Origin of the sequence: Leucobacter sp. M11 (assembly GCF_035726885.1) — a bacterium.
In the GTDB taxonomy this organism is placed as follows: Bacteria; Actinomycetota; Actinomycetes; order Actinomycetales; family Microbacteriaceae; genus JAPFRB01.
Genome location: NZ_JAPFRB010000001.1, coordinates 745,379 through 768,590, shown reverse-complemented (window position 1 = coordinate 768,590; position 23,212 = coordinate 745,379). Strand labels below are relative to the sequence as shown.

The 23,212-nt window shown below is 64.0% G+C and carries 26 protein-coding genes and 1 tRNA gene; 8 read left to right on the top strand and 19 right to left on the bottom strand.

Translation table 11 applies throughout. The features are described 5' to 3' along the window. The 4 genes from der to OOT08_RS03945 all read left to right on the top strand — a co-directional run. Nucleotides 1-1,346: ribosome biogenesis GTPase Der (der, locus tag OOT08_RS03960; RefSeq protein WP_325091232.1), on the top strand; the 1,346-nt coding region annotated here is incomplete at its 5' end. 111 nt (nucleotides 1,347-1,457) lie between these two features. Beyond that, nucleotides 1,458-1,841, top strand: coding sequence for a hypothetical protein (locus tag OOT08_RS03955; protein WP_325091231.1), 384 nt, complete (start codon nucleotides 1,458-1,460; stop codon nucleotides 1,839-1,841). A gap of 383 nt (nucleotides 1,842-2,224) precedes the next feature. Further along, on the top strand, nucleotides 2,225-3,070 hold the full coding sequence (locus OOT08_RS03950) for a DUF817 domain-containing protein (protein WP_325091300.1): 846 nt from the start codon (nucleotides 2,225-2,227) through the stop codon (nucleotides 3,068-3,070). A gap of 167 nt (nucleotides 3,071-3,237) precedes the next feature. Next, a tRNA-Pro gene (locus OOT08_RS03945) sits at nucleotides 3,238-3,311 on the top strand. Between the two features lie 169 nt (nucleotides 3,312-3,480). Here OOT08_RS03945 and OOT08_RS03940 read toward each other — a convergent pair. The 8 genes from OOT08_RS03940 to OOT08_RS03905 form a co-directional block, all read right to left on the bottom strand. Further along, the gene (locus OOT08_RS03940) at nucleotides 3,481-4,572 is read right to left on the bottom strand and encodes a tyrosine-type recombinase/integrase (RefSeq protein WP_325091230.1); all 1,092 of its coding nucleotides are present in this window, start codon (nucleotides 4,570-4,572) and stop codon (nucleotides 3,481-3,483) included. Between the two features lie 118 nt (nucleotides 4,573-4,690). Beyond that, entirely contained in the window at nucleotides 4,691-4,900 is a 210-nt protein-coding gene (locus OOT08_RS03935; protein WP_325091229.1) for a helix-turn-helix transcriptional regulator, read from the bottom strand. Next, nucleotides 4,897-5,556 (bottom strand): hypothetical protein, encoded by a 660-nt coding sequence (locus tag OOT08_RS03930; RefSeq protein WP_325091228.1) that lies wholly within the window; start codon nucleotides 5,554-5,556, stop codon nucleotides 4,897-4,899. The genes OOT08_RS03935 and OOT08_RS03930 overlap by 4 nt, the downstream gene beginning before the upstream one ends. 103 nt (nucleotides 5,557-5,659) lie before the next feature. After that, entirely contained in the window at nucleotides 5,660-6,160 is a 501-nt protein-coding gene (locus OOT08_RS03925; RefSeq protein WP_325091227.1) for a single-stranded DNA-binding protein, read from the bottom strand. A 74-nt stretch (nucleotides 6,161-6,234) separates the two neighbouring features. Continuing rightward, the gene (locus OOT08_RS03920) at nucleotides 6,235-8,001 is read right to left on the bottom strand and encodes a TraM recognition domain-containing protein (RefSeq protein ID WP_325091226.1); all 1,767 of its coding nucleotides are present in this window, start codon (nucleotides 7,999-8,001) and stop codon (nucleotides 6,235-6,237) included. 72 nt (nucleotides 8,002-8,073) lie between these two features. Next, the gene (locus OOT08_RS03915; RefSeq protein WP_325091225.1) at nucleotides 8,074-8,550 is read right to left on the bottom strand and encodes a hypothetical protein; all 477 of its coding nucleotides are present in this window, start codon (nucleotides 8,548-8,550) and stop codon (nucleotides 8,074-8,076) included. Between the two features lie 133 nt (nucleotides 8,551-8,683). Beyond that, nucleotides 8,684-9,148, bottom strand: a complete 465-nt coding sequence (locus OOT08_RS03910; RefSeq protein WP_325091224.1) for a hypothetical protein — start codon at nucleotides 9,146-9,148, stop codon at nucleotides 8,684-8,686. Nucleotides 9,149-9,209: 61 nt separating this feature from the next. Further along, on the bottom strand, nucleotides 9,210-10,736 hold the full coding sequence (locus tag OOT08_RS03905; protein ID WP_325091223.1) for an ATP-binding protein: 1,527 nt from the start codon (nucleotides 10,734-10,736) through the stop codon (nucleotides 9,210-9,212). Between the two features lie 292 nt (nucleotides 10,737-11,028). On the opposite strand from OOT08_RS03905, the gene OOT08_RS03900 reads away from it, so the two are divergent. From OOT08_RS03900 to OOT08_RS03885, 4 genes are all read left to right on the top strand, one after another. Next, nucleotides 11,029-11,448, top strand: coding sequence for a GntR family transcriptional regulator (locus tag OOT08_RS03900; protein ID WP_325091222.1), 420 nt, complete (start codon nucleotides 11,029-11,031; stop codon nucleotides 11,446-11,448). Next, entirely contained in the window at nucleotides 11,445-12,560 is a 1,116-nt protein-coding gene (locus tag OOT08_RS03895; RefSeq protein ID WP_325091221.1) for a DUF5808 domain-containing protein, read from the top strand. The genes OOT08_RS03900 and OOT08_RS03895 overlap by 4 nt, the downstream gene beginning before the upstream one ends. Before the next feature lie 34 nt (nucleotides 12,561-12,594). Continuing rightward, a complete protein-coding gene (locus OOT08_RS03890) occupies nucleotides 12,595-12,990 on the top strand; it encodes a TM2 domain-containing protein (RefSeq protein ID WP_325091220.1) in 396 nt (131 codons plus the stop codon). A 234-nt stretch (nucleotides 12,991-13,224) separates the two neighbouring features. Further along, the gene (locus tag OOT08_RS03885; protein ID WP_325091219.1) at nucleotides 13,225-13,833 is read left to right on the top strand and encodes an AraC family transcriptional regulator; all 609 of its coding nucleotides are present in this window, start codon (nucleotides 13,225-13,227) and stop codon (nucleotides 13,831-13,833) included. A gap of 178 nt (nucleotides 13,834-14,011) precedes the next feature. Here the strand turns inward: OOT08_RS03885 and OOT08_RS03880 are convergent, their stop codons facing one another. The 11 genes from OOT08_RS03880 to OOT08_RS03830 all read right to left on the bottom strand — a co-directional run bounded on the left by OOT08_RS03880 (nucleotide 14,012) and on the right by OOT08_RS03830 (nucleotide 23,144). After that, nucleotides 14,012-15,469: an SCO6880 family protein gene (locus OOT08_RS03880; RefSeq protein WP_325091218.1), complete on the bottom strand. Its 1,458-nt coding sequence runs from the start codon at nucleotides 15,467-15,469 to the stop codon at nucleotides 14,012-14,014. Nucleotides 15,470-15,638: 169 nt separating this feature from the next. Beyond that, nucleotides 15,639-17,078, bottom strand: coding sequence for a conjugal transfer protein TrbL (locus OOT08_RS03875; protein ID WP_325091217.1), 1,440 nt, complete (start codon nucleotides 17,076-17,078; stop codon nucleotides 15,639-15,641). 36 nt (nucleotides 17,079-17,114) lie between these two features. Continuing rightward, on the bottom strand, nucleotides 17,115-17,438 hold the full coding sequence (locus OOT08_RS03870) for a DUF6112 family protein (RefSeq protein ID WP_325091216.1): 324 nt from the start codon (nucleotides 17,436-17,438) through the stop codon (nucleotides 17,115-17,117). A 75-nt stretch (nucleotides 17,439-17,513) separates the two neighbouring features. Beyond that, complete coding sequence (locus OOT08_RS03865) at nucleotides 17,514-17,819, bottom strand: DUF6112 family protein (protein ID WP_325091215.1); 306 nt, start codon at nucleotides 17,817-17,819, stop codon at nucleotides 17,514-17,516. A gap of 66 nt (nucleotides 17,820-17,885) precedes the next feature. Then, complete coding sequence (locus OOT08_RS03860; protein WP_325091214.1) at nucleotides 17,886-19,052, bottom strand: M23 family metallopeptidase; 1,167 nt, start codon at nucleotides 19,050-19,052, stop codon at nucleotides 17,886-17,888. Between the two features lie 9 nt (nucleotides 19,053-19,061). Continuing rightward, nucleotides 19,062-19,748: a hypothetical protein gene (locus OOT08_RS03855; protein WP_325091213.1), complete on the bottom strand. Its 687-nt coding sequence runs from the start codon at nucleotides 19,746-19,748 to the stop codon at nucleotides 19,062-19,064. 70 nt (nucleotides 19,749-19,818) lie between these two features. Further along, on the bottom strand, nucleotides 19,819-20,298 hold the full coding sequence (locus OOT08_RS03850) for a hypothetical protein (protein WP_325091212.1): 480 nt from the start codon (nucleotides 20,296-20,298) through the stop codon (nucleotides 19,819-19,821). Then, on the bottom strand, nucleotides 20,285-21,379 hold the full coding sequence (locus OOT08_RS03845) for a ParB N-terminal domain-containing protein (protein WP_325091211.1): 1,095 nt from the start codon (nucleotides 21,377-21,379) through the stop codon (nucleotides 20,285-20,287). Before OOT08_RS03845 ends, OOT08_RS03850 begins: the two co-directional genes overlap by 14 nt. An 11-nt stretch (nucleotides 21,380-21,390) precedes the next feature. After that, a complete protein-coding gene (locus OOT08_RS03840; RefSeq protein ID WP_325091210.1) occupies nucleotides 21,391-22,290 on the bottom strand; it encodes a hypothetical protein in 900 nt (299 codons plus the stop codon). A gap of 229 nt (nucleotides 22,291-22,519) precedes the next feature. Then, on the bottom strand, nucleotides 22,520-22,924 hold the full coding sequence (locus OOT08_RS03835; RefSeq protein WP_325091209.1) for a hypothetical protein: 405 nt from the start codon (nucleotides 22,922-22,924) through the stop codon (nucleotides 22,520-22,522). Further along, the gene (locus tag OOT08_RS03830; protein WP_325091299.1) at nucleotides 22,917-23,144 is read right to left on the bottom strand and encodes a helix-turn-helix domain-containing protein; all 228 of its coding nucleotides are present in this window, start codon (nucleotides 23,142-23,144) and stop codon (nucleotides 22,917-22,919) included. Before OOT08_RS03830 ends, OOT08_RS03835 begins: the two co-directional genes overlap by 8 nt. Nucleotides 23,145-23,212: the final 68 nt, after the last annotated feature.

The following is a 23,212-nucleotide window of genomic DNA, read 5'->3' as shown; positions in this document are numbered from 1 at the left end:
CGGGCTCCGACGCCCCCGTGTACCTCCCGGCCCTGCCGGTGGTCGCGATCGTCGGCCGCCCGAACGTCGGCAAGTCCGCCCTCGTGAACCGAATCCTCGGCCGCCGCGAGGCCGTCGTGGAGGACGTGCCCGGCGTGACCCGCGACCGCGTGACCTACCGCGCCGAGTGGAACGAGAAGCACTTCTCGCTCGTGGACACCGGCGGCTGGGAGCCCGACGCGAAGGGCATCGACGCGTCCGTCGCCCAGCAGGCCGAGATCGCCATCGACCTGTGCGACGTCGTGATGTTCGTCGTGGACTCCCGCGTTGGCCCGACGTCGACCGACGAGCACGTCGTGAAGCTCCTGCGCCGCTCGAAGAAGCCCGTCTTCCTCGTCGCGAACAAGGTAGACGACGCCCGCCAGGAGGCGGAGGCCGCGCAGCTGTGGTCCCTCGGCCTCGGCGAGCCCATCCCGGTCTCGGCCCTGCACGGCCGCGGCGTCGCCGACCTGCTCGACAGCATCATTAAGGTGCTGCCCGACGAGTCCGCCGTCGCCAAGCGCGAGATCGGCGGGCCCCGCCGCGTCGCGATCCTCGGCCGACCGAACGTCGGCAAGTCCAGCCTGCTGAACAAGGCCGCCGGTGAGGAGCGCGTCGTCGTCAACGACCTCGCGGGCACCACTCGCGACCCGGTGGACCAGCAGGTCGAGCTGGGCGGCAAGACCTGGACCTTCGTGGACACCGCGGGGATCCGCCGCCGTGTGCACCTGCAGCAGGGCGCCGACTTCTACGCCTCGCTCCGCACGAGCGCCGCCCTGGAAAAGGCCGAGGTCGCCGTCGTCATGCTCGACGTGTCCCAGCCGCTCATGGAGCAGGACGTGCGCATCATCGACCTGGTGCTCGAGTCGGGCCGCGCGCTCGTGCTCGCCTTCAACAAGTGGGACCTGCTGGACGACGAGCGCCGCAAGTTCCTGGAGCGAGAGATCGAGCAGGACCTGGCGCACGTCGCCTGGGCCCCGCGTGTGAACATCTCCGCCCGCACCGGCCGGCACATGGAAAAGCTCGTGCCCGCGCTGGAGAAGGCGCTGGAGTCCTGGGACACCCGCGTGCCCACCGGCAAGCTCAACGCCTTCATCGCTGAGCTCACGCAGGAGCACCCGCACCCGGTGCGCGGCGGAAAGCAGCCCCGCATCCTCTTCGGGACGCAGGTGCAGTCGCGCCCGCCGACGTTCGTGCTCTTCACGACCGGGTTCCTTGACCCGGGCTACCGGCGCTTCATCCAGCGCCGGATGCGCGAGAACTACGGCTTCGAGGGCTCGCCCATCGTGATCAACATGCGGATCCGCGAGAAGCGCCAGCGCCGCTAACCGGCGGAGCGTCGCTCCGACCGACCATCGTGTGGGCATCCCCGTTCCGGGGGTGCCCACACGTGTTTTTTGGGCCTGTCCCACCGGAAAAACCGGTGATACCCTGCCCCCATGATCGCCGCCGCGCTGGGTACCCTGCTCGTCCTGCTGGGGCTCCTCGCGCTCCTGCACCTCGCCCTCGTCTTCGGTGCCCCGCTCGGCAGGCTCGTCTGGGGCGGGGCCGAAGCGGTCCTCCCTGCGGCCAAGCGCTTCGCGTCGCTGGCCGCCGTGATCCTCCTCGGGGGCTTCGCGCTGATCGCGCTCGATCGTGCCGGATCGCTCGAGCTGTTTCTCAGCCCCGCAGCCTCCCGGATCGCGGGCTGGGCGCTCGCCGCCGTGCTGGTGTTGAGCGTGTTCCAGAATCTGCTGTCGTCGAGCCGGGCGGAGCGGCGCGTGATGCTGCCCCTCTCGGCCGTGCTCGCGCTGTGCTCGATCGTGCTGGCCCTCGCCCCGTAGGCGGACTGCCTTCCGTGCGTCGGGCGTGACCGGCCGCGTGCGCGCCGCTCGGGTCATTCCGCGGTGCTCGGGCCGTCATCCTCGGGAGGTATTTTCGGGGTTTTGGGCCCCGCACTCAGCGTTCGTGGGCCACCCGCTCGGTAGCCTTTTTTCATGACTCAGCCCCGCAGCTCTGGCCCAACCGCACCGCCCTCGCCCGCGGCGTGCGGGGGAGCGGGACGGTGATCGACGACCCCACGATGCCGGGGGAGGGGCGTGACCCGGGCCAGGGGCTGCGCGGGCGCTGGCGGCGGTCCTGGGGGGCGAGCGAGGCCGGTGCGCGCGCAGGCGAGACAGACGGGCTCACCCCGGTCGAGCGGGGCATCGAAGGCGCAGCGCGGCGCATGCTGGCGGGGGCGGCCGAACGCGGGATGCGCGCGGGACTGGTCGAGTGTTTCGTGTTCATTGCGAAACAGGCCTGGGCCTGCGTCTTTGGTGCGCTGCTGCTCGCGGTGATCCTGGCGGCCCGGCTCTGGTACCCGGAGGACGCCGCTATCGCGAGAAACGATTTTCTCACGCTCTCCGCGGTCGCTCTTCAGATCGGCATGCTCGTGTTCCGGCTGGAGAGCGGCCGGGAACTCTGGGTGATCATGATGTTCCACATCGTCGGCACCGGGATGGAACTGTTCAAGACGGACGTGGGATCGTGGGCCTACGAGGCCGAGGGGATCCTGCGGATCGGGGCGGTGCCGCTGTTTAGCGGCTTCATGTACGCCGCCGTCGGCTCGTACATGGTCCGGGTCTTTCGGATGTTCGATCTGCGATTCACGCGCTTTCCTCCGGTCTGGGTGACGACGATCGTGGCCGTGGGCATCTACCTCAATTTCTTTTCGCACCACTACATCGTGGATCTTCGCTGGCTCCTCCTGGGGGCCGTGGTCCTGATCTGGGGACAAACCGTCATGCACTTCCGGGTGTGGAAACGAGTGCTCCGCGCCCCGCAACTCGTCATCTTTGCGGGCGTCGCCCTGTTCATCTGGATCGCCGAGAACCTCGCCACCTGGGGCGGCGCGTGGCTCTACCCGAACCAGGCGGACGGCTGGGAGCCCGTGTCGGGGCAGAAGATCGTGAGCTGGTTCCTGCTCATGATCATCTCGGTCGTCATGGTCACCTGGGTGTATCCGCCCCGGCCCCCGGAGCGCGTGCCCCGCGCCGCGGAGCCGCCGCCCACGACCCGACCCGGGACGTGACACGCCCGGGCGGCCCGCTCGTGGTTCGCGCGCCCCGGAACTGGCGCTAGGATAGAGGAGTTGCTTCGGTAACGAACGGGCTGTAGCGCAGCTTGGTAGCGCACCTGACTGGGGGTTAAATGGGTTAGCCCATCCTGGTCGGCCCATACAACTGAATATTTTTGCCACGGGCTGTGGCGCAGCTTGGTAGCGCACCTGACTGGGGGTCAGGGGGTCGCAGGTTCAAATCCTGTCAGCCCGACAGAAAAGCCCTGATGAGAATCCATTTCTCGTCAGGGCTTTATTATTGTTGCGACGAGTTTTTGTAAGGCTCGGGTCCTCGTGCTGCAAGGGTTGAACATTTGCTCAATGGTCGGTTGTTCTGAAGCGCCGGGACCAAACCGGGACCAAGACCCCATCTCGAACACATTTCATAGGCTCGGTGCCGGGCGTCTGCCGCTCTTCGCGGGGCTCCTCGCTGCAGCCGATTCCTTCTTGTTGAGAAATGCATTTGCCTGGGCTGCGGCATCGGCGAGATGTCGGGTGTCAGGATGGAGATACCCACGGGTCGTTTCCAGAGATTTGTGGCCGAGGATGCTTTGCAAAACATGCAGTGGGATTCCTGCATCGGCAAGCCACGTCGCACCTGTGTGACGGAGACCATGCCGGGTGAGGTTGGGCAGGCCGAGTTCAGCAACGAGGGTGTCCCATTTGGTGGCGTCACGAACAGTTGCTGTGGTGAGAACTCCGCGCCGTGGTCCAGTGACAAGCCGCTCGTCGGGTTCGCGGCCGGTGGTGAGACGTTCGAGCACTGGGGCGAGGTGCTGCAGTATCGGGACATGCCTGATCTCCCGGCCCTTGGTTTGCTTTGTGACAAGGCCGCCGGAGCCGGGGAACGTTTGGCGGCGGATCGTGACGATTCGCTGTTCCCAGTCGATGTCACCGACTTGGAGTCCCGCGACTTCGGACCCTCGGGAAGCGAGGAGGGCACAGAGCATGACAAAGTCGGAGTAGCTCTGATGCACCTTCCCGCAGGTGTTTGCGAGCAGCATCAACGTTCTGAGGTCTTTCAGTGCATGGGTACGGGGCGACGTGTCTTCTTCGGTGACGGAAAGTGCGGACTTACCCAGGCTGCGACGGGACCGTTGACGCCCGGGGTTGCTGGCGATCAGATCATCACGGACGGCCTCATCGAGGATGCGGACAAGGGGAGCGATTGTGTTCTTGATGGTCGATGCGGAGTGACGGGTCTCCCAGCCGTCGATGGTGCGGTCGATCATGCCCGCGGTGATCTGCGACAGCGGGAGATGGCCGAGTGCGGGGAGAACTCGTAGACGGAGGCCGACTTTGTAACCGTCGGCGGTGGACGTCGGGTCGAGGCCACGCATCCACCGTTCACCGATCATGGCGACGTAGTCGGATAGTGGAATGCGTTTATCGATTCCGATCTCGGATGACGCTTGCAGGCTCTTGAAGAATTCCTTAGCGGCATCTTCATCGGGCACGACCAGTGCGCGAGCCATTCGCCGTCTTGTATCGGGATCGGTCCATCGCGCTCGTGCCCGGATCCCTGATGGGCGATGCTCAAGGTCTGTGGTGACCTTCACCCCGATCGGTGGAACCGGCGGAGGCGAAGACGGGTCAGTCGTGCTCATCGCCGCTCAATGAGTTCAGCCAGGTGTCGACGGCATCGCATCGGTACCGAGTGACGCCACCCATCCGAACAAACGGTGGTCCCTTCCGATCAGTGCGCCACCGTGACAGTGTGGACTCAGAGACCTTCAGATATGCGGCGACCTCCCGGCTGTTCAGAAGCGGGGAAACCAGGACCTGCTCAACATTTTCGGTCATGGTTGATCGCTCCAATCGATGTTCGTTATCTCTCTAATGACTGCGTCCTGCTCGGCCTGTCGTCCGGTGACTTGCTCTTCAACGAACGTGAGAAAGTCATTTGTCCGTTCGGTCACGGGACGTTCGACAGTGTTGGTGTCGGTCCAGTCATCGGTCTCGCCACCGGGCCAAGGGGTGATTCGGGTTGCGCGGTCGCGGTCGAGTCGGGTGCCGGAGATTGTGACCCAGTCGCGGAGGCGTTCCCGAGCGATGGCGAAGTCGTGGTGCCAGGCGAGGGCCTGGTTGCCTTTGGATTGTGGGTCGAAGCAGAATAGCCAGTGCTGCCGCAACGCCGAGAGTTCCCACAGCAGTTCGGGGTGCCGATGCCACATGGGCGGCACCACTTGAGCGGGCAGGCCGTAGGTGTGGCGGAGCCAGTCAACCCAGGCGTTGAGGTCGAGGAGTTCGTGTTCGAGATCGTCTGGTGGCAGGGTGCGCCAGTTGATCGGGCGGGGCACCGCGGCCAAGGTCGCGGCGAGGTCATTCACGTAGGCCTGTTTCGCGAGCTGCCGAGTTTTCGCTTCGATCTCCGGCGGCAGGTCTGACAGGTCAACACCATCGAAGTCAGGCTCAGAATCTGATTGGGTGGTGTCTAGTGGGGTGTCTTCGACGGTCATGAGAAGCTCCATTGGTGAAAGTGAACGCATCGAGCTTGTGCGAAGGGAAGGCCGGGTGCGACGACCAGGTGGAGGTGTGTGGGTGCTGATCGCCGCAACCGGGTCAGCGGGCCACGGCCTCCCTTTGAGAGGTGCCGTCGCTGACAGTGACTGATGGTTCAGGATCCAGTTCGGCTTCCCTTTTCGCGAGAGCCTGCCGCGCCTGGTCCCGTGCAGGGGCCTCCTGCTGTGGTGTTTCCCGCTCGGGGCCGCTGCGGTCGACGGTGTAGCGGGTGATGTTGTTGTCGTGGCCGATCCGGGACGCGACGAACTGGTCTCGTTCCTGCGGCTGCCCTTTCACGGTTTTGGTGTAGGTCTTGCTGTCGCCTTCTGCGATGAAGTTGTCGCCCTTGCGGAACTGCTCGTGCGCACGCTCGGCCGATTTGCGGAACATCACCAGATCCGTGAATGTGGGATCTAGGTCGGTGAACGTGCCATCCTCTTCGAACCTGACCTGCGGCTGCCCGACACGCATGTATAGGCGAGCGTCGCCATTCATCGTGAATGTCAGTTCCGGATCGTTCGCGATGAACCCCGAGAGGGATTCCTTCGTGCGAATAGTCATCAGCTTCACTCCTATCGGTCATCAGCCCCGCAGAATTGCTGGGACTACCAGACAGGTACGAACCCCGACCCGGGCTATTTGGCACCACCCTGGAGGGCCTGCTCAATCTCGGCCCGGTCCGCGCGAAGCTGCTTCGCGTCGGCGCGTTTTGGCCAGGGCCGCAGGTTCGTGATGACGGGGCGTGCGGTGCGGAGCATCACCACCCCGGTCCCGAACGGCAACGTGCGCAGCACATCGGGTGGGAGGATCGACACCCGGCGGATCGACCGCTGACTCGAGTGCGCCCCATACGCATCAGTGGTCACGGAATCGGTGGTCTCGTCACGGTCCCCGATGAGGGTGGCGAGGTCTTGCAGATCGCGACTGTTGGACGCTCCGCCGAGGATGATCTTCACGATGGAGGCATCCCAGATCGCGTTCGCCTGGTTCTCGCCCCACTTCTCCCGCGCCTGCGCGAGCGACTGCAACACCGGCAGCGGCGTAATCCCCGTGCCGCCACCTTCCGCCATCAACGTCGGCAGGCTGGGTAACGGTGCGAGGTTGCCGATTTCATCGAGCGCAAGCAGGAGAGGTGGGTCCATGCGGGCACCGGGTGAACGTGCAGCGATCTTCCTCGCGGTTTCGACGAGGTCTTCGATGAACGCCGCCACCAACGCCGACGACGCCCCCGCACCTGCCCCAGTCGCGAGCAGATACAACGTTCCGTTGCCCAGTAGGAACGTTTCCGGGTCGAACTCTTCACCCGGCGCTGGGGTGACCGCGTCGAGGACGCGGGGGTCGGCCAGGGCGGAGAACGCGAGAGAGACGCCTTGCCAGATCGAGTCCCTGGTACGGGGGTCTGCCTGCACCATCGCGTCCAATGAGTCCGCCCATCCTTCCGCCGCACCAGGGTGTGAGGAAAGGATCCGCACAGCGTCGCCGGCGAGAGTCGGGTTCAGGGCCCACTGGTAGAGCGTCTTTGCATCGCGCCCGTCGAGTGCTGCCGCGTGCAGGAGTCCTTGGATTGCGGCAGTGGTTTTCCCTTCCCAGAATCCGGCGTCTTGGACGCCACCGAATCCGGTGGCCGTGGCAAGGCCCTTCGCGCGGATCATCGCCGTCAACGGGTCCTGGCACCCCCGCACCGGCGACCAGCGCATCCCCGCGGGAAGCCCAGGGGCCAGTTGCTGCGGGTCAAAGACCGCGACCTTTCCCGTACGTGCCCGCGCTTTCAACGTAGCGGTGAGGTTGTCGGGGCGGGTGGAGGTCGTGATGACCGCACCGGGTGCGTCGAGAATCGCGTTGATGACCACATGCAAGCCCTTCCCCGAACGGGGTGGCCCGATCAGCAGGATGCTGTCTTCCACCGTGGCCCATACTTGACCGCCTTTGCCGGTGCCGAGGAGATATCCGACATCAGCAGGGGCCGGCTTTCCGATTAGGGAAGGACGCAGCGTTGCTGCCTTCTTCACGAGTGCTTTTGCCGAGGCAACCCGGGCGACCTCGGCTGCTGTCGCGGTGCCAGCGAGCCGGTGCGGATTGGTTTTCGATCGGGCCTGGTGGATGGCCCGCCACACTAAGGAGCCTGCCGTCCCGAGGATCCCAAGAAACAGGGTGACGGTGATCCAGTAGAGGATCGGGTTGAGGCCCTCAGCGCCGAGCGCAGCCCCAGGATCAGTGGGTGTGGTGAGAACGCCAACTCCGGAGGTAAATCCTTCGGTGGGTTCTGGCAGGCCGTTTAGGAATGCCGCAACGCTGCCTGCGACACGCAGGAGTCCAGTGAAGCCGGCAGCGGCAATGAGGGTGCCGAGGGCGAGGTTGATGAAGAGATCGTTGGCGGGTTTTGCTTGCACAGGACCAGACATGACGGGTCACCTTCCTGACCCCGCAACAGTGTGTGCGGGGTCAGGAGAACAGGTGCGGGATGCAATGCTGGGTCAGTCGATCCGCTGCACCGATGTGGTGCCCGAGATCCGGCCGAGCAGAATCACCTCACCCGTGACGACTGGTTTCTCTCCACGGTCTAAGAGCACCCGGGCTTCACCTGTCGATCCTGCGGAAGAGTGACGGAGGACCAAGGCAAGGGCAACATCCTCGCCGGGCACGAACCCATCGGCGGCGAACTCCAACAGGCTTGGTAGAACCACTGCCGTGGGTACATCGGGCGGCGGGGCAAACGGTGACCGAGGCTGCTGTGCAGGTGCAGTAAGGATATCAGCGTGAATGCTGCCGTCTAGCTCCCGCACTTCCACCCGCGTCGGTGATCCGAGCCGCATGATGAGCTCGGTAAGGGTCTGCGTGATGTCACTTCGCCGGATCGGGGTGGCCGAGAGCTTATCTCCGTTGACAGTGGCGATGAGTGTGTCGGAGTTGATTGCCTCGAGGAGGATCTGTGGAAGCACCGGTGGCACCACGACTACTTCTTTGTGTTGGTTTGACGGTGAGGTGGGCGGGTTCTGCAGGGTACGGCGGGCGCGGCGCAGACTCATACGATCACATCCGAACGAACGAAAGCGAGGGAAGACATTAGCGGACTATTTCTTGGGGTCATGTCAACAAGGTGCGCGGCCCGCCCATCCGATCGATGCCCGTCGCGGTGACGGGATCAGCAGTGAGGGCCTGTTCCCGTTCAGCATGATCGTAGGTGGTCTTCGCCCAACTCTCGGCGAGGCCCAGTAGTCGTTGGTAATCACCGGGAGTGACTTCGCCGTGTGCGAGAGACACCCAGGGATAGTCGCCAGTTGGCTGCCGGACTCGTGCCTGTGAGTCCCATGTCCACGAGGTTGCCACTCGGTCATCGTCCGACCAATCGGTTCCCGTGTATTTCTCCTCGATCGCGAACCGGGTCATCGAACCTGATTCCGGATACAGCACAAAGTGGCCACCTCCGAAGGTGACGGGGTCCTCCCACGCGAAAATGACGTGTTCCTGGTATCGCTGCACGATCGCTTCCAGCCCGGCCACCAACGCCGTCGAGTGTTGAACGAGTCCTTCCTCCGACATCCCGCTCATCGTGCCACCGTCACAGACATGCGACGCCGCTCAGGGGTGCGGGACCTTGCACCATGCAATCTCATGACAGGCCCCCAGGGCTGGCAGGGTCCTTGCGAGTACGCGGGCTCTGGCTCATCCGTTGTGTCGTATCGAAGGCCCGAAGCTCTTCCGGATGGAGTTGATGCTGCACCACGTAGCTGGATTCCTTGATCCGCCACAGCCCCTGCCCGGTACCCAGGCTGGGGAGCAGTTTCTGCTCCGTGCCGGTGAGCCCGAGGGTCTTGCCAGTGGTTCCGATCTGGTCAGATTCTTGCCGATAGATGATCCGGGACTCTGCATTAGCAAGGAGGCTGTTGGCGAGGGCGCGCATGGCGGATCCTTGGTCGCCGACGTTGTCGAGATCGGTGAGCTTATGGAATATCAGGAGATTTGCGATGCCGTAGTGGCGGGCGAGCCGCCAATGTGCATCCATTCGTTTCAGCAGGGCCGGGTGGGACATCAGCCGCCATGCTTCGTCGTAGATGACCCACCGTTGACCGCCGTTGGGGTCTAGGAGCGCTGACTCCATCCATGCGCTCGAGCACGTCATGAGCACACTGATCAGGGTCGAGTTCTCCACGACCCGGGACAAGTCGAGAGTAATCATCGGCAGCGTCGGGTCGAACGTGACGGTCGAGGGTCCGTCGAAGAGCCCCGCAAGGTCACCGGAAACGAGGCGGCGTAGTGCGTGGCCGACGAGACGGCCATCTTCTGCCAGGCGCTCGTCGTCGCCCGGATCGGGTGTGAGAATTCGGTCGACGATCATAGGGAGGATTGGCACTGACGCTGATGCGACGACGGCTTGCAGAGCAACGTCGATGACGGTGTGCTCCAGTGGTGACAAGGCGCGTTCCAGCACAGTCTCGGCGAGGGCTCCGATCAGGTCGCGGCGGCGTGAAGCGACGGTGGAGGCCCATTCGGGGTCGGAGAGCCCGCCAGGTCGGTATCCCTCATCGAGGGGGTTCAGGCGGTTGCGGAGTCCGTGGCCGAGGATGATTGCTTTCCCGCCGACGGCTTCGGCGACTGCGGTGTGCTCACCCTTCGGGTCCCCAGGGACATAGACACGTCGACCGAACGGGATCGACCGGGTGTACAGCGATTTCGCCAGCGACGACTTCCCAGAACCGACGATCCCCGCCAGGACGAGGTTCGGGGCGGTAATGATGCCGCGCTGGTAGAGCACCCACGGGTCGTAGACGAAGCTGCCACCGGAGTACATATCCTGCCCCACGAATACACCTTGCGAGCCGAGTCCGCCCTCGGCGAGGAACGGATACGCACCCTGCAATGTCGCGGAGGTGTCCTGATGCGGTGGCACTCGAAACTGCCGATACGAGCGCAAAGCGGCCGGCCCTGTTTCACCTCCTCTGGGGAGGTAGTCGGTGCTGCGCGCGGCTGCTCGTTCGGCAGCAACTTTCGCTCTCTCTGCCTCCAGCTGGGCAAATCGGTCCCGGGCGATCACCTGTAGGGCTGCCCGCTCTCGGGCCTTTCGCGAGCGGCGTTTCCCTTTCCCGTCCTCGACGAGAACGGTGGAGTAAAGCTTCTTCGAACCTCGGTTGCTTGCCATGCGCGATTTCCTCTCAATGACTTACGTGAGAGGTATGTGTGGAAGCGCTTCGCGCGGGGACTCGAACTGACCACGACCCCTCCGTGCCTCGCAGCCAAGTGGGTATTTTGTCGAATGAAACCAACGATCCACGACACCTACCGTGTGGATACATTCAATGCGATACCCCGGCCTTGACGACTCTTAGCACTTTCCTCAACGCTTTCGGTGGCTCTTCATCTCCGGCCTGATCCTCCACCCAGACGGCATCTTCTGTATGATGTGTTGTAGTACAGGTAAGACAGGGGGCTTCGTGATCGAAGTTGATCCGCGTTCGGAGGTTCCGATCTATCAGCAGATTCGGGATCGGATTGTTGAGGCAATTGCGTCCGGCGAGCTGCGCCCGGAGGACACTCTGGTTTCGGTTCGACAGCTCGCGACGATGTTCGGAATCAATAGCGCGACGGTGGCGAAAGCGTACGACGCTCTTCGGCAAGATGGGCTCATTCGCACGAACCACAAGTCCGGTTCTGTGGTCTCTCGCGGTCCTGGGCAAGGCACATCGCAAGGTTTCATCGAGCAATGGCAGGGTCGGGCTCGGACGCTGCTCTCGGAAGCTATCGCGCAAGGCCTCACAGATGCTGAGGTGATGGACCAAGTAGCGGGGATCGTGGCGGACATTGTCCGAGCGCAGTATTCAAATGCACGGGCCCACGCGGAGGATACTCCGTGAACTTTGCAACCGGGGCATTTCAGTCTGTGCTGGCAGAGCTGGTCCTACTTAATGCCGTGTTTCTTGCTATGCCTTCGTTGTCACGTCCGACGATGCCGATGGGAGTGAGTGTTCCCGGCGAGCGAATTGATGAGCCGGTTATCCAGTCCACAGCAACACGTTTCCGCATCGTCGTGGGGTGTATCGGTTTGGCAAGTGTGGGTCTCGCCGCTCTCCTCGCAGTGGTCAGCGAAGATGCGACACGGATCGCGCCGCCGATCGTCTTCGTCGCTTCCGCCGTGGTCGTGTTCATCGTGCTTCGCAGGCGGATTGTGCGCGCGAAACAAGAAGGTGACTGGTTTAAGGAGGCGCGCATTCGGATGGTCGCATCCGCTGCGGGACGGGATATCTCTCGTCCTCGGGTGCGCTTGTGGCCGTACTTGGTCAGCTATGCCGTCGTCGCGGTGACGGGGCTGGTCGGGTGGTTCTCGTACGGCTCGCTGCCCGAGGAGATTCCCGTGGTGTGGAACGAGGCCGGGTTGTCTGTCGAGTACGCGCCGAAAACTCTCGGCGCTGCGTTCGCCAATGTCTGGAGCAGCGCCATCGCAACGACCGGATTGCTTGTGCTCGCGTACGCGGCGAGATTCGTTCCGCGGCGGGTTCATCCCCATGATGCGAAGAGCCAGGCGCGGTTCCGCGCCGATCAGCAGCATCAGCTCGGGCAGAGTCTCTTCGGAACGATCGCGCTCTTGACCGCCGTTCTCGGCTCCGTGCTAAGTCTTTCGGGTTGGGCTGACCCCGAGCAGCCGCTGCCACTGGTCCCCGTGACTATTGCGTTCTTTACCTGCTTCGGGGTGGTGGTCGCTTATCAGCTCGTGACATACCTGGTGCAGATGCGCTCGATCCGCCGCGACTACCTGGACGGCGAACCATTCACCGACGAACCCGACACCGATCGGTACTGGTATGGCGGTTTGCTCTACCTGAACCCCAATGACCCCGCTTGGTTCGTTACCCGACGAGTGGGCATCGGATGGGCCATCAACTTCGGAAACCCCGCCATGGTGATCACCCTTGGCGTCGCGATCCTCGCCATCATCGTGTTCAACACGCTGCCGTCAATTACCCGCTAACACGACCGATCATCCAGAAGAAAGCGACTACATCATGACCGACTCGCAAACCATCCAGCCTCATGAAGAGCAGGTCCAGGTGGACAGTGACCGCAGCTTCCTTACAACCTGGGCGCTCGGCCAGTTCCTCGGCGTGTTTGGCGCTGATCGCTTCTATCTCGGGAAGATCGGCACCGCTATCATCAAGCTGCTGACACTTGGTGGGCTGGGAATCTGGACCCTCATCGATGTGATCCTCACCCTCGCCGGGCGTACGCGCGACGCACAAGATCGGCCGCTCACAGGTCGTGACCGCCACTGGAAGATCGCGACAGCAATCAGCGTCGCGCTGATCGTTGTCAATATCACCGCGTCTGCAATTATCCTCCCCGGCTACCTCAGTCAGTTCACCTTCGGCGGCGACCCCTACCCAGGAACGCCGATTCCCTGACATGCATCGACGTGACCGACAATGCAAGAGGGAGAACCGCTTAGGGTGCGTCGGGCGGTGCACCACGTTCCTGTAGCGCCCGTAGCATTCCCACAGACCAAGATCGTTCTCGTCACTTCTGGCTGGACGCATCTGGCCCACCGGGACCATCTCGTACCCCTCGCAGAAGGCGACATCGCGATACTGCCATCAGGTGCCTGTGTCGGAGGCGAGCCGCTTCCGAAGGTTGAGACTGTGACGCTCTACTTTGACCCCAGTTATCTGCGCCAGCAACTTACTTGGAGTAGCCGACAGGTAGCGTTTGCCGCGTTGCTTGAATCGGCTGCAGACGGTGCAGGCGATATTATTCCGATTCGCCCGCCCGACAGGCATCGGCGCATGCTCATCGACCAAGCCTGCGCGCTCGCACGTGCAGACAGCGCGCGCTCAGCTCCCAGCCTGAGACTGCTCGGCGAAGCATTGACGCTCATCGCCGCGCTCGACCAATCCGATGGAATGGTGAGGCCGACCATCCCCCGTCGAGAGGTTCGCGCAGCGGTTGACGCCATGCGCTCAGACATCGCCCGCCGGTGGACAGCAGCCGACCTCTCCTGCGCCGTGAACCTTTCGCAATCTCAGGTTGTCCGCTTGTTTAATGCCGCCTTCGGCGAGCCGCCCATCACCGTTCTCCAGCGCCTCCGAGCGGAACGCCTCGCGTCCCTGCTCCTGACGACAGACTTGAGCGTCCAGCAGTGCGCCACCACAGTCGGATGGAAGGACGCAGGACATGCATGTCGCATGATGATCCGGTTCCACGGCCTCACGCCGACCCGCTACCGCCGGATGAGTCACCTTCACCGCTGAGCCTCAACACCCCGCACCAGACTCCGCCGCGCGACTTCGGCGCATTCCCATCCAGCAGGTTGCCTATCAGCTCAGCCGAACTCCGCCCGCCCCTGTTCTACTGAAACCACGACTTCTTCTGGGTCTCTTGACGCTCAGTGGCGAACCCGCGGTCTTGCGTCTCCTAAGGTCAGTTGGCTCAGATCCCGCGGCACAGCGGCAAAGCGGCCGCAACGAACGCTTGTGCCTGTTGCCCGACCAGGCGTCGGGTCTCGCAAGAGGCTTGGATCGCGGCTTGCTCGATCGCAGACACGGCAGCTTCGAGTTCGTCGTTGCTGGTGGCGGAGACGGCGATGAGGCCGGTGTAGCGGAGCACCCCGTGCCCGGAGGTAAGGTCGGCTTCTTGCTGCAGCACATCTTGGTATTCGGCGGATTGCTGGGCGTCTTCGATCTGCCCGACGCGCTGCCGTTGGGCGGCATCCGAAATGTACTCGGTCTTCTTCTTCCGAATATCGCGGGCGGCCTGATCGGAGCGGATCGGGTCGCACAGCAGCGTGAACGAGCGTCGGATCCCCGACGCAAACAGCACCGGGGCAAGGAACCCTGGATACACCAATGATCTGGGCCATTCCGAGATCCACAACACCGCATGATGCGCACTATCGGAGCGCAGCCCTTCCCAGGTCTCCTCCACCGCGACCGGGCCTGCGGCGGCAAGATCCTGACCGATGTTTCCTGATCGGTCGAGGGTGGCGGCAACACCGGGATCATACGCACTTCGGAGCATCACCGCGAGCTGCCCAGGCGTGTACCAGTCGGACGGTTTTAGATCCGCGGTGCGCAACGCCGTGGTGAGGGTGTGCATCTCCTGTTTCATAACTTCGGCGGCACCTTTGAGGCCGCCGCCCGCGTTGCGGATTGCACGAGAGGCGGCACGCATGTCCAGGCTGAGCGAGATCGTGGAGATGTGGCGTTCCCCGGCAGGTCCTGCCCGGTCTATGAGCTCCCGGTAGGTGCGGGCTACCCAGGAGCCGTCGTCGTTGCCGTGTTCCGCCCACCACTGCGACAACCCCGACCCGGAATCGGGGACCGTGCGCTCGAGGACTTGCAGTCGGGCGATGCGGGTGGAACGGCACGCGGTCGAGAGCACTCTGCCCCAGGCGTGGACGCGGCGTTCCTGCTCGCCCGGGTCCAACAGAATGAACGACGGGTGGGTCACTTCCAGCAGTGACGTCAATGTTTGGGCATGTGGGTCGTGCACCATCACCGCACCAGATTCCTTGTCCTGATACTGGCGTAGCGCTGCCGCGTCCCCGGGGAGGGCGAGGGTTCCGGCGGGGCGGGGCTTCACGATCTTGCGCCGGTAGCTGGTCTGTCGAGCACGCGTTCGCCACATCCAGTGCAGGGTGATCGGCACCCACTCGATCATTTTTCGACCACCGATCGGCACCACTGCCAAGCAGAGGGCGGTACCCCATATGGGTGCCGTGTACAGGGCGGCCGAGCCACCGGTGTACAGGGAGGCAACGAACACGAGCGCGGCGACACTGATGGTGATGACCTGCGGGAGCGAGAGGCCGAGGATGATGCCCCGTCTGGTGAGGCGGGAGAATTTCACTGGGGACAGGTCGAACTCGGTGCTAGATGCGGTGGCCATGTCTACTCCTCGAGACGGGAACGGGTGTCACCGGTCAGGTACGAACGGCAATGAAGAACGGCGGTGCGTGAGCGGGATCGGGGTCAGGTCGCTGGCTGACCCAGGCACCCGTGCTCACGCACCGCCAGGGGGTTTGGGAGTCACCTCCTCTCGGGAACGTCTTTGGGGTCTAGGTTTTCGGTCCCACCCGCGGTGGCGGGGGTGCTGACGAGGTGCGACCGGCAGCCCTGCCTGGCGGAGCAGATGAGGGTGTAGCGGGCGGTGCCGCCTGTGGTGCCGGTGGCACGGATCGGTCAGGGGGTGGCGGGGGCGATTGCCCTTCTCCTGCTGCTCCTGCGTGTCCGTCGGCGGTGCGGCCGATCGCTCCGCCAAGCTTCGGGCCGGCCTCTGCCGCGCCCTTGGCGATTGTTGCGCCCGCGACCGCGGCGATCCCGATCGGCCCAGCGGCAGCCCCAGCTCCTGCACCTCCGGCAGCCGCACCGCCGCCACCTGCCGCGGCACCACCTCCGGCACCAGCGCCTGCAGCCCCGCCCGTGCCTGCGCCTGCGGTGCCGCCTCCTGTTGAGCTAGCGGCGGAGTGCTTCGGCCCGGAACTCGGTGACGGAGCGCCACCGCCTGCACCCGTGCTGTCTCCTCCTCCGTCGAGGACTTTCTGCGGCCCCGCACCGTCCGGTTTCCCGGGCATCGGTACGGGTCGGTTCATGGCCTGCTTGGACTCCTGCTCCGCGGACATCACGTGATACATGTCGAAGCCGACAAATGAGATGAACTTGTACACCATGTAGGGGGCGAATGCGGCGATGAACATCAACACAATCCCCGCGATCGGATCCGCGATCGAGGACAGGTCCATGTCGATCGGTGCGTTCACCTGATTGATCGCCACGAGGAACACGACGACGATCACAAGCTTCGAGAAGATCAGGGCAAGCACAAAGGATGCCCACTTCCCGAACCAACCCTTCGTCGCATCCCAGCTCGCACCCGACAGGGCGATCGGTGCCATCACGACGGCAACCAGGATGAGGGCTTTGCGGATGAGGAGCGAGAACCAGACGATCGCTGCCGCGCAGATTGCCAGGAAGGAGAGGAAGATCGTGATGATCGCACCCGCCCCGGGCTCGGTGAGGTTGATCGCGGTGAGCCCTGCGACGAGGACCCCGATCTTCCCGCCCATTTCTTCAATGGTGGTTCCGGTGGCTTGGATGATCCCGACGGAGAGCTGGTCGACAATTTCCAGCAGGGTCGCGGTCAGCGTGATTACCAGGAACGATCCGAGGACCGACTTCGCAAGCCCAAGCGCTGCCCGACCGAGGGAACCTGCGTCACGGCGCACCAAGCCGGTGATCAGTTGCAAGCAGAAGAAGATCAGCATCAGGAAGATCGCGATACCGAACATCACGTTGTAGACGCCGATGTATCCGGCTCCGGTGATATCAACCAGAGTGGTGGAGTCGAATAGTGCCCATACTCCTTGGAAGAGCCAAGAGGCGGCCTGGCCGATGGCTTGGGCGAGCCAATCGAACGGTGCCGCAACCAGGGTCGCGGCACTTTCCCCGACGGTGTCGCAGACATTGCTGATGATGGGGACGTCACAGATACCAGCCACAACACCCCTCCCTTCTGACGAAGATGCGAATGGGGGTTAGGAAACGGTCTGTCCGACGTTCCAGAAGAAGTTGATCAGCGTCACCGATGCGCCGGTGATGATCGCGGCCACGCAGGAGATCAGTACACCGATCTTCCCGCGGGAGGCGAGGTGTGGGTTGGAGCTGTTGGAGCCGAAGCCCCAGACGACGGCACTGATGATCAGGGCAAGGACGGACAGGATCAACCCGATGGTCATCACGGCCCCGACCACGGTCCGAAGGGCTGCGATGCCTGGCAGTCCAGAGTCGTTTGGGGAGATGTCGATGTTCGCCGGAAGAACAGTGGCGAGGACGGTGAGAGTTTCGAGGATGGCAGGCATGGGAGGGGCTCCTTCACGAGTGCAGGCGAGCCACCGTGCGGTGGGTCTCAGGTCAGGTGCGGGCCGCGAACCTTGTTAGAGGGTGTCGCCGAGGTTCAGGAGGAAGTTCATCCACGCGACCCCGGCACCGGCCAGCACTGCTCCTCCGAGAGCGACGAACACTCCAACCTTGCTTTTCGCTGCAGCCTGGAAGTTACCGCTGGAGGAAGACACCGCCCAGACGATCCCGGAGATCACTAGCATCAACACTGCGATGATCAGCGTGATGGTGAGGAGTGCACCGACGATAGCGATGAGGGTGCCGCGTCCACCGACGCTGTCAATGTTTGGGTAGACGTTCTCTGCTGCACGGATCAAAGACAAGACGGTCGAGATGCGCATAGGGTCCTCCTGACGGGTCAAGGGTGAACGGGTACCGGTCAGGTGCGCACCCTGATCAAGCCTCTGTCAGATGGCGCAGCCGGGGCCGCCGCCGACGGGTCCGTCGAGGCCTTCGATGCCACGTGCGGCGAGCCATGGTTCCGCATCTATTGCTGGGTGGTTTGCGCCGCCGGGGTGGACTTGGAAGTGCAGGTGGGGTCCGGTGGAGTGGCCGGAGGAGCCGACCTCGCCGATGTGTTGTCCGGCGATGACGCGTTCCCCGGAGGTGACGTGGATGCCGTGCGCCCACATGTGGATGTATTTCGTCGCGACCTTTTCGCCGCCGATGGTGTGCTCGATGGTGATCTGTCCGGAGTAGCCATCGACCATGCCTGCGTAGGTGACGAGGCCGTCTGCGAGGGCGAAGATTGCTGTGCCGTCGGGGGCTGCCCAGTCGGTGCCGGAGTGCAGTCTGGCTTCGCCGGTGATCGGGTCGATCCGCGGACCAAACGTTGAGGTCTGCACATAACTGCCAGTGGGTAGCGGGAACACCAGCCGGGAAGTTTCCGGAATCGTGGTGTCCCCCGGGACACCACTCCCGTTGCCTCCGCGGAGGGTGAGGGCGTCGAGGATAGTGCGGGCGACGGGTTCATAGTTTTGGTATCGGTCTGGGTATGCGGAGACTTCGACCGCTTGAGCGGCCTCACCCTTGTCCATCTGCTGCCAGCCCGGGATATCCAGTAGCCCTCTGGGGCTTGGGTAGTTCGGGCCATCGGGCCCGCCGTAGAAGGCGCGCGCCTGATACTTCGGGTCCATGAGTTCGGCCACGGTGCCCCACCCGGATTGTGGGCGCATCTGGAACAGTCCGAGTGAATCGTGATCGGATCCGTTGCCGTCATTCGGAAAGTCCCCGGACTCGGGGTGGGTGCCGGTGTTTGCGAGCTGGCGCAGACTGGACTCGGTCTGTGCCGCCATGATCGCAATGAGGATCCCGTCTCGACTGACGCCGGGGGTAATGGATCCGACTGTGATGATGGTGGCCGCGTGGGTGAGCTGCTGCCGGTTCAGCGTGAACGTCGACCCGTCCTTGGCGGTCACTTGGAGTGAGTCGGGAATGGGGCCCAGGGTGATGCCGGTGGCGATGCAGTTCGCCTGGTTGATCACCGCCGGATTCACTAATACTCCGACGCCCAGTAGCCCCACCATGGGGGTGAGGAGCATTCCGGTCAGGCCGAGCGCGAGTAGCTTCTTCATCGCCGGCCTTTACCGGAGAGGGTTGTCGAGTTCGGACAAACGCAGCAGATGGCAGCGCTCGAATACCGGCTCGCAGGAGACGAACACCGTAAACGCGACCGGGTGCGCGGAAGTCACGGGTTCGTCGTACCAAACCCCGGCACGATGCCGGGTACCTTCGACCGTGTACGCGTGGGTTCCCTCGACGATCTGCCCGCCGGAGGCCGCGATCGCTTCCGCCCACTGCTCGGGCACGAAGATTTGCTCGATCTCGATGTGCTGGTTGGTGCGGTACTCGGCGAGGTCTCGCCATGTCGACGCTGACGGGAAGTAACCATCAAGATCCGTGATGAGCCCGGGGGTTTCAGTGCCAGTGGGATCGGCATCCTCGATCAACACGCCCCGATGATCTACCGGGGCAAGGAGTGTGAACGTGTCCCATGTGAACAGTGCCTCAGCGACCGCCCGAACGTAGGCCTCGGGGTCGTTAGTGACGGGCAATGCTGGGAGCGCCGAAGTGCCCGGGTTCTGGTCCTGCTCCGGCGTGGTGGCGGATGGCGTCTCGGGGGCCTCGGCGGGCGGCTTTGCGCTGGTGTGGGGGCCAGTGACGAGGCCGTAGATCCCGACGGCGGCGAGACACGTGATGACGAAGCCGGTAACGATCAGGGTGATGAGCAGTCGCTTCTTGCGGTGCTGCTCAGAGTGTGGCGATGACATGGGCGCGGGCCTTCCTGCCAGGCGATACGGGGTCACCTGGTAGGTGCGCGCCCCACCCCGAAAGGGTGGTTCAGCGCGAAAGACCACCCCGGCCGGGGGCATCACTCGACGATGCAGGAGGGTCTGGGTCCAGGGCTGCCTCGCGTTGGCTGAGCGCCTCCGGGAGGGCGGTGAGGTGGTTCGGCGCGGTAGCGATGTGGCGGTCGGGTTGCCAGGCGATGTACCCGTTTTCGGCCTGCGCTTTCATCACGAGCTGGATCACCTGCTCAGTGGAGGCTGCCGCGACCGCCAACCAGGCTGACGCTTTCACTGCGTGTTCCTGCCCAGCTGTCCGGTCGCCGTTGTCAGTGGCAGCGAACTGGCCGTGTCGATTGTGCCAGGATGCCAACTGCCGCAGCGACTGCTCCACCCCCGACAACGCCTGGTACAAAGAACCGAGCACCTCGTACGTGTCGGCCGGGGTCTCGATGTGCCGGGTCGCGTATGCGAGACCTCGAGCGGCCTGGCCGAGTTCGTCGGCGTCAGTCTTGGGGTCCTCAAACGCCGGCATCGTGAGCCTCCTCTCGTGACTCACGTGCTCGTTGTGCGAGGTCGAGGAAGTGGTGACTTTCGGTGATGGAGGTCGTCACGAGTTCCCACTGTGCGTCATCGGCGTGCGTGCCGAAGTCGTCCGGGTCGTAGCGGTCCCACCAGCCGTGCTCGCGACGCAGGAGGTCGACGAGTTTACGGATCGCATGCTTTTCACGCAGCAGCGGATCCACGTCCTTCCATCCGATCAGCGCTGGATCGGTCGCGGCCTTGTGGATCTCGTTCACCCGGGCCAATGCGAGGCCAGATTCTTTTGCCGCTTCTGCAGGCGATGCGACGACGTGCAGGGTGCGAAGTTCCGTAGCGGCCGCGGTGCGCGCCTGCTCGGGCGTATCCGGATGCTCAGCCATGCGCGTGAGACGGGCCAAGTTCTGCCTGGTCTTCACCGCCTGGTAGCGGCCATTGACCTTCCGATCCTCATTGATCTCCAACAACGCCTCGGCCGCGTGTTGACGCACATACGGGTCTTCAGCGTCGTCGGCGGCGATCTGTTTGAGCTGGTTGATCTGTTCCAGCATCGTCCGCGAATCCCTGCCGGTCACCGCCCGTGCCGCCTGCACCCGCGCTTTCCCCTCGTTGGATGAGCGCCACGGGGGTGCCGACTCGGCACCCCCGGCCCCACCTTCCCTGGACCCCGGGTTCTCGGCGAGGTGCTGCTCGCGGCCTGCCGCTCCGAATCGGGTGGCGGCGTCTCGTCTCTCGGCATCTTCGGCGTAGAGCGCTTTGAGTTCTTCATAGAGTTCGGCTTGTTCGAGCGGTTTGAGCGTTTTCTGGAGGGTCTGCTCGTCGCGGATCGCGAGGACGTAGGAGAGCTTGTCGGAGACGCCAGGGACCACCCAGACCGGGGTGACACGCATGCCGAGTTTCTCCATCGCCGCGACCCTGCGGTTCCCGGTGATGATCACGTACTCGTCGGTGACCGCGGGAGGGTTCAACACCCCGGTGCGTTGGATTGACGCACACAAATCGTCCAGATCATCGTCCAGGTCACGGCGGTATTGGGAGCCGCGCTTGAGTTGGTCGATCGCGTGTTCCAGAATCAAATGCCCACGACTCACAGCGACTGCCCTCCGTCCTGCCCCGCAGGTACGCACGCACTGCGCCGGGAAGTTTCGACGAGGCCTTCGTCGCGGAGGAGATCGGCGACGTCGTCCCCGAGGAGCACGCGGGCGAAGAGCCCGTACTGGCCGGTCTTCCGTTTCCCGGTCTTTGTGCCGATGACGAGCCGTACGAGTGCCGCCCACTCGTCGGGGGTATAGCCGAGGCGGATCGCGATGTGTCGTTCCTTCGACACGATCTCTGCCGCAGAGTCACGCGAGGATAACCCGGCGACCCGGTGGGCGATGTAGTCCACGGCTTGCTCGACCGGGCGTGCGGGCCAGTCGGTGAGGACCAGGAACACGCAGGTGGCGCGGATGACCCGATCCGCCGAATGATCCTCGTCGCCGTCGACGTCCCTAGCGTAGAGGGAGTGGGCGTGGGGGTGGACGTCGTAGAAGAACTCCTCGTAGTGTCCGGCCCGCATCGGCTCCTCGCTGGGACGTTTTGAGGGTCTGCGTGCTTTGTCTTGGGAGGTCATGTTGCGGTCGGCGTGGACTTCGGCGGCAATCCCGAGCGCGACCGCCCGGGTGATCACCGCCCACGGGTCATCGGCGCGCAGCGTGGTGCGTTGCCGCATCGCGACGAACGCCTCATACGCGGCGTCGGCGGGTTCTCGGTGCCAGGCTTTCGCGATTGGCGTGTACTTCTGGGTGGCGTAGACCATCAGTTCCGCCGCGATCGGGCTTGTCACCCACGCGTTGTGTTCGTTCAACTCGGTGAGCAGCTCACGGAGCCCCTCCCCGGTGGTGAAATCTGGGACCGGTGTGTGGTTCTGGGATGAGTAGTGGTGGTGGTTCATAGCGACTCCCTCAAGAGAAAATGTCTGTCGGTGATGGGTAGGTACGACACCCATCCCGCGAAACCTTCGACAAGGGCCGCTTCGCCCGGAATCACAGCCGTTGCAGCGTTCCTCACCTGCGATATTTCTGGCGTGGTGGCATAGGGGAAGCGGCAGACGTGCCCGGTGCCCGGGGTCTGTGATGGTGCCGCCGGGCGCGTGTGCGCAGTCGGGGCGGCGGGGAGCTGTGGTTAGCGGGTTGGGATGTCGTGCGGTACCTGGATGGTGCCGGGACGAGGAGCACTCATCGGCTCACCCCCGTTCTCCCGAGCGGACGCTGGAGCGTTGCCGTCTGGGAAGTATCTGGATCCAACTGGGTTTGACGTCTGGACAGTCGTTCCTGCAAGTGGGCGCGCCCGTCGCGGACGCCTTCGAGGACAGCCGCATGGAGACGGCTGTTCAGGTCTGCGCCGCGGTCGACGATGCTCCCCGCGGCGCGAGCAGCAAGATCGGTGGGGCGCACCCACTGCACGCCCGGACGCTTCGAGACCGGATCGACGTCGTGGCGGGAGAGCGTCGGGTCGCCGTGGGTGGCGAACTCGCTCGCCCGACGCTCTTCAGCCAGCGCCGCAGTGGTCTCCGGGGTTGGGTCGGCATCGGGGCGACGCATTTCACGGGCCACGGGGATGAAGTTCGTTGGGTCAGTCATGGGAGTCTCCGTCCTGTCGACGGTCAGGTGCGTTCAGCCAGCGGCCCACCGTCGTGGGGTGCACACCGAGTTCGCTGGCGATCTGCCGTTTCGATATACCCTCCGCGCTCATCGCCAAAGCCCGTGACCGCGCATCCTCCCGCGACGCAAGAGCCGCGCCGTTCGGCGCAGGACGCGAGATAGGAGGCGCAGGACGCGAGATAGGAGGAACAGGGAGCACGTTTGGGAGAACACGCTTCACCGCGGTCCTCGCTGCTTGGAGTTCTTCTGGAGCACGGTCGTCATCAC

Excerpts from the sequence above, each read along its gene's own strand:
- OOT08_RS03955 (WP_325091231.1), top strand. The coding sequence starts at position 1,458 with ATGATCGCCGCCGCGCTGGGTACCCTGCTCGTCCTGCTGGGGCTCCTC.
- OOT08_RS03950 (WP_325091300.1), top strand. The coding sequence starts at position 2,225 with ATGCTGGCGGGGGCGGCCGAACGCGGGATGCGCGCGGGACTGGTCGAG.
- OOT08_RS03940 (WP_325091230.1), bottom strand. The coding sequence starts at position 4,572 with ATGGCTCGCGCACTGGTCGTGCCCGATGAAGATGCCGCTAAGGAATTC.
- OOT08_RS03935 (WP_325091229.1), bottom strand. The coding sequence starts at position 4,900 with ATGACCGAAAATGTTGAGCAGGTCCTGGTTTCCCCGCTTCTGAACAGC.
- OOT08_RS03930 (WP_325091228.1), bottom strand. The coding sequence starts at position 5,556 with ATGACCGTCGAAGACACCCCACTAGACACCACCCAATCAGATTCTGAG.
- OOT08_RS03925 (WP_325091227.1), bottom strand. The coding sequence starts at position 6,160 with ATGACTATTCGCACGAAGGAATCCCTCTCGGGGTTCATCGCGAACGAT.
- OOT08_RS03920 (WP_325091226.1), bottom strand. The coding sequence starts at position 8,001 with ATGTCTGGTCCTGTGCAAGCAAAACCCGCCAACGATCTCTTCATCAAC.
- OOT08_RS03910 (WP_325091224.1), bottom strand. The coding sequence starts at position 9,148 with ATGAGCGGGATGTCGGAGGAAGGACTCGTTCAACACTCGACGGCGTTG.
- OOT08_RS03905 (WP_325091223.1), bottom strand. The coding sequence starts at position 10,736 with ATGGCAAGCAACCGAGGTTCGAAGAAGCTTTACTCCACCGTTCTCGTC.
- OOT08_RS03890 (WP_325091220.1), top strand. The coding sequence starts at position 12,595 with ATGACCGACTCGCAAACCATCCAGCCTCATGAAGAGCAGGTCCAGGTG.
- OOT08_RS03880 (WP_325091218.1), bottom strand. The coding sequence starts at position 15,469 with ATGGCCACCGCATCTAGCACCGAGTTCGACCTGTCCCCAGTGAAATTC.
- OOT08_RS03870 (WP_325091216.1), bottom strand. The coding sequence starts at position 17,438 with ATGCCTGCCATCCTCGAAACTCTCACCGTCCTCGCCACTGTTCTTCCG.
- OOT08_RS03865 (WP_325091215.1), bottom strand. The coding sequence starts at position 17,819 with ATGCGCATCTCGACCGTCTTGTCTTTGATCCGTGCAGCAGAGAACGTC.
- OOT08_RS03860 (WP_325091214.1), bottom strand. The coding sequence starts at position 19,052 with ATGAAGAAGCTACTCGCGCTCGGCCTGACCGGAATGCTCCTCACCCCC.
- OOT08_RS03855 (WP_325091213.1), bottom strand. The coding sequence starts at position 19,748 with ATGTCATCGCCACACTCTGAGCAGCACCGCAAGAAGCGACTGCTCATC.
- OOT08_RS03850 (WP_325091212.1), bottom strand. The coding sequence starts at position 20,298 with ATGCCGGCGTTTGAGGACCCCAAGACTGACGCCGACGAACTCGGCCAG.
- OOT08_RS03840 (WP_325091210.1), bottom strand. The coding sequence starts at position 22,290 with ATGGGTGTCGTACCTACCCATCACCGACAGACATTTTCTCTTGAGGGA.
- OOT08_RS03835 (WP_325091209.1), bottom strand. The coding sequence starts at position 22,924 with ATGACTGACCCAACGAACTTCATCCCCGTGGCCCGTGAAATGCGTCGC.